The 865-nt window shown below is 46.1% G+C and carries 1 protein-coding gene; it reads right to left on the bottom strand.

Features of this window, described 5'->3' with window-relative positions; translation table 11 throughout:
• Positions 1 to 138: 138 nt before the first annotated feature.
• A partial coding sequence (locus tag KTE19_RS13675; RefSeq protein WP_217342517.1) for an ISL3 family transposase occupies positions 139 to 865 on the bottom strand: 727 nt, incomplete at its 5' end.

Below are 865 nucleotides of genomic sequence, written 5' to 3'. Positions count from 1 at the left end.
CTTTGGAGATCTCCTCGTGTGGGAGATCTTTTTTGTTGTTTTATTAGTTGCGGCGTTTAATCTGGTGTGTTGTCTGAATATCGTACTTGAAGGCATAACAAATAAGCCTACCATCGTGACGTTATTGTGGTAGATAATCTAGGCAATCAGCTGGTAGACGCGTGTGAACATATTGGCCTGATTGGAGAAGCCATAACAAGCACGTTTGAGCTCCTTGATCTTACGGTTGATGCCCTCTATCGGTCCGTTAGAGTAGGACGATTTGGCGGTGTTAATTACTCCATTAAGATTCTTTCGTAGGGTATGCATGGCCGTATCTAGGGGCGTGCCGTTAGGCTGATAGTTAGTGATGATATTCTTGAGTTCATCAGCGTGACGCCCCATCAAAGCATCGTGGAGATCGATGTAGGTTTCATAAGCTGTTTTGAAGGCCGGAAACGTATCGGTTCCAATATCAATAGCGTTCTGTTCGGTCGAGTACTCATTCAGGCCGAAGAGGTAGCGGCTCTTTTGTGCGTCAGGGTTGTCCTTGTGGAATAGGCGCCATAGTGATTTCAGTACTTTATATTCCCGCGAATGCTTGTCGAGTTGCTTTAAACATTGAGGGCGAATGGTATCCATCGTCCGGCCCATTAATTGAATAATGTGGAACCGATCAATAATGAGTTCGGCGTTAGGGAATAGTTCGTGCACGAATGCCTGATAGGAGGCGTTCATGTCCATGATGACGCGTTGAACCGCGGCCCGTTCTGCGGTGCTGTACTGACTAAGAAAGAACTGTTTGATGGTTCTATTAAGGCGGTCGCTAAGTACTTTAACTGATTTGTGAGTGTCGGCGTCAATGCAAATAAACGACATGGAGCCG

The organism is Lentilactobacillus dabitei (assembly GCF_019061365.1).
Lineage (GTDB): Bacteria > Bacillota > Bacilli > Lactobacillales > Lactobacillaceae > Lentilactobacillus > Lentilactobacillus dabitei.
The sequence above is the reverse complement of the archived record's forward strand: the minus strand, read 5'-3'. Positions and strand labels throughout refer to the sequence as shown.